Here is a 2,309-nt window from a genome sequence, read left to right as displayed (position 1 = left end):
CCATCGAGGCCCAGGGTCTGAAGGTCGAGGTGAAGCCATGACCCAGAAGATCAGCGTCAACAGCCAGGCCAAGCTATCCGAGGCCGTGACCATGCTCACTCGGATGTTCCGCGACAAGAAGTTCGTCGTTGTCAGCATGCGCCCGGGCAAGGACCGCACCCTGGATCAAAACGCCCTGTGGTTCGCAATGTACGACCGGATCGCCAAGAGCACCGAAATGGGTGGCATCGAGGACGTGCGTCGGTACTGCAAGCTGCACTTCGGCGTGCCGATCATGCGCGCCGGCTGCGACGAGTTCCGCACTGGCTGGGCCGAGTCGTTCATACATCTGCCGTATGAGGTAAAGCTGCGCCTGATGGGGCCTTGCGCGATGTTCGGGCCGGATGGTTTCCCGGTGACTCGGCTGTTCGACCGGGCCCAGGGCTGCCAGTACACCGACCGCATAGTGGCCGAGTTCGCGCCGCAGGGTGTGGTGTTCAGTGACCTGCTGAGTGAGGAGGCGGCATGAGCCATCAATTCAGGCCGGGCGACCTGGCTCTTGTGATATCGGCCAGCGCTGGATGTGAGCAGAACATCGGGATGGTCGTGGAAGTGGTTGAGGTGGAATGCCCAGCCGTTGACCCGTACCCCATCTGCGTCCGTGGTGAAGGAATGATGGGGCGCTTTGCTGGTGGCGGCCAGGCGTTCCCAGTCAACTCGAACTGGTGCCGTCCGGCCCAGCTCATGCCCCTGCGCGGCGACTTCGAACCCGAGCAGCAGAAAGCCAAGGAGGCCGAGCCATGCGCGTAGCCGAGATCAAGCCGAAGAAGTGCAAAGCACCGGGCTGCGGCAAGCCCTTCAAGCCGACCATGACCACGCAGAAGGTGTGCAGCATCGCCTGTGCCAAGGCCATGGCCAAAGACCCGAAGCTGCAGAAGATCGCGGCCAAGGCCATCACCAAGCAGGCCCGTCAGGACTTGCAGGAGCGCCGGGAGAAGCTGAAGACCCGCCGCGAGCACATGGCCGAGGCGCAGACCGCGTTCAACGCCTACATCCGTGAGCGTGACGCTGGGCTCCCGTGCATAAGCTGCGACTCGCTGCCGAGCGACCATGACCTGATCACTGGGAGCCGCTGGGACGCTGGCCATTACCGGTCGGTGGGCGCCTGCCCGGAGCTGCGGTTCGAGCCTCTCAACGTCCACCGCCAGTGCGTGAAGTGCAACCGGAACCTGTCGGGTAACGCGGTCGAGTACCGCATCCGACTGGTGAAGCGCATCGGCGCCGACCAGGTTGAATGGCTCGAAGGGCCTCATAAGCCCCAGCGCCTGACCATCGAAGACCTGCAGGCCATCAAGGCCCTGTACAGGCAGAAGCTCAAAGACCTGAGGAGGGCGGCTGCATGACCTGGACTATCGCAGATACCGCCGGCGCGCTGCTGGTGGTCATGACCATCGCTTCCACCTGGTGCGTATTGCGCGCCAAAAGCATCGAGACACGCCGCAAGAAGGAGAACGGCCCATGCAACTGAACAGCGCGCGTCAGGCCTGGCACGACTGCTACCACGTCGCCTGGGACAGCCAGGGTTCATTCATCGAGCAGCTCGGACTGCTGGGGGCCATGGTGCAAACCACGGAGCGGCAGCGCCACGCCGGCCATGCCGCCCACCAGGTCATCGCCGGGCAAGTGCAGTCGGCGATCGGCAAGCTCACTGCGCACGTGAAGGCCTTCGGCAACTTCATGTACTCCCCGCGGCTCGACGTCGACGCCAAGGAGACGGCTGAAGAGTCGGTTTTCATCATGGTGATGCAGCGCTCTGCGCGCATGACCGCCGCCAAGCGCGAAAAGCTCGAGTACGTGGTGAAGGGGGTAATGGCCCGGTACCGGTACATGCACCAGGGTGGCCAGTCGGCCAATGAGGACCCGCTGGTGTCTCCTGAGGGGTTCCGCGCATGGATGGATGCCCACTATGGGGTAGCGCTGGATTCACGCAACTGGGAGCGCGATTGGGGTGATTTGGTCCGCGTTGCGTTCGAGTGCTGCGAGGACCTGGACAGGGATGCACTGAGCCCGGTGGCGGCGGCAATCTACGAAATGCGCAGGGCCGCTTGAGGCCCTATTGCGTTCCCGTGCGGCTGATGGCATGATTTCGCCATCCTGATAATTTTGCCTTCGGCAAACACCCAAATGAACCCGGCCACTGCGCCGGGTTTTTTATTGCCCGACGGGTGAGCTGGGACCCACTGCCAGTGTGGCCCTAAGGGGTAACTGGACGCGGATAGGCCGGTAGTGCCGCGATGCAGAAAAACACCGGCAGCCCAAGCGCTCATTCA

At 63.1% G+C, this 2,309-nt stretch carries 5 protein-coding genes; all 5 read left to right on the top strand.

The window, feature by feature from the left end; all coding sequences use genetic code 11:
- Nucleotides 1–37 precede the first annotated feature (37 nt).
- Genes APH30_RS26850 through APH30_RS26835 form a run of 5 tightly spaced genes read left to right on the top strand, consistent with a single transcriptional unit; the run spans nucleotide 38 to nucleotide 2,088 of the window.
- The gene (locus APH30_RS26850) at nucleotides 38–508 is read left to right on the top strand and encodes a hypothetical protein (RefSeq protein ID WP_054914231.1); all 471 of its coding nucleotides are present in this window, start codon (nucleotides 38–40) and stop codon (nucleotides 506–508) included.
- On the top strand, nucleotides 505–789 hold the full coding sequence (locus APH30_RS26845) for a hypothetical protein (RefSeq protein ID WP_054913872.1): 285 nt from the start codon (nucleotides 505–507) through the stop codon (nucleotides 787–789). Before APH30_RS26850 ends, APH30_RS26845 begins: the two co-directional genes overlap by 4 nt.
- Nucleotides 780–1,382, top strand: a complete 603-nt coding sequence (locus APH30_RS26840; protein WP_054914230.1) for a recombination protein NinG — start codon at nucleotides 780–782, stop codon at nucleotides 1,380–1,382. The genes APH30_RS26845 and APH30_RS26840 overlap by 10 nt, the downstream gene beginning before the upstream one ends.
- Nucleotides 1,379–1,507, top strand: a complete 129-nt coding sequence (locus APH30_RS29750) for a hypothetical protein (protein ID WP_256222151.1) — start codon at nucleotides 1,379–1,381, stop codon at nucleotides 1,505–1,507. Before APH30_RS26840 ends, APH30_RS29750 begins: the two co-directional genes overlap by 4 nt.
- On the top strand, nucleotides 1,498–2,088 hold the full coding sequence (locus APH30_RS26835) for a hypothetical protein (protein ID WP_054914229.1): 591 nt from the start codon (nucleotides 1,498–1,500) through the stop codon (nucleotides 2,086–2,088). The genes APH30_RS29750 and APH30_RS26835 overlap by 10 nt, the downstream gene beginning before the upstream one ends.
- Nucleotides 2,089–2,309 lie beyond the last annotated feature (221 nt).

The organism is Pseudomonas sp. NBRC 111127, from assembly GCF_001320345.1.
In the GTDB taxonomy this organism is placed as follows: domain Bacteria; phylum Pseudomonadota; class Gammaproteobacteria; order Pseudomonadales; family Pseudomonadaceae; genus Aquipseudomonas; species Aquipseudomonas juntendi.
The sequence above is the reverse complement of the archived record's forward strand: the minus strand, read 5'-3'. Positions and strand labels throughout refer to the sequence as shown.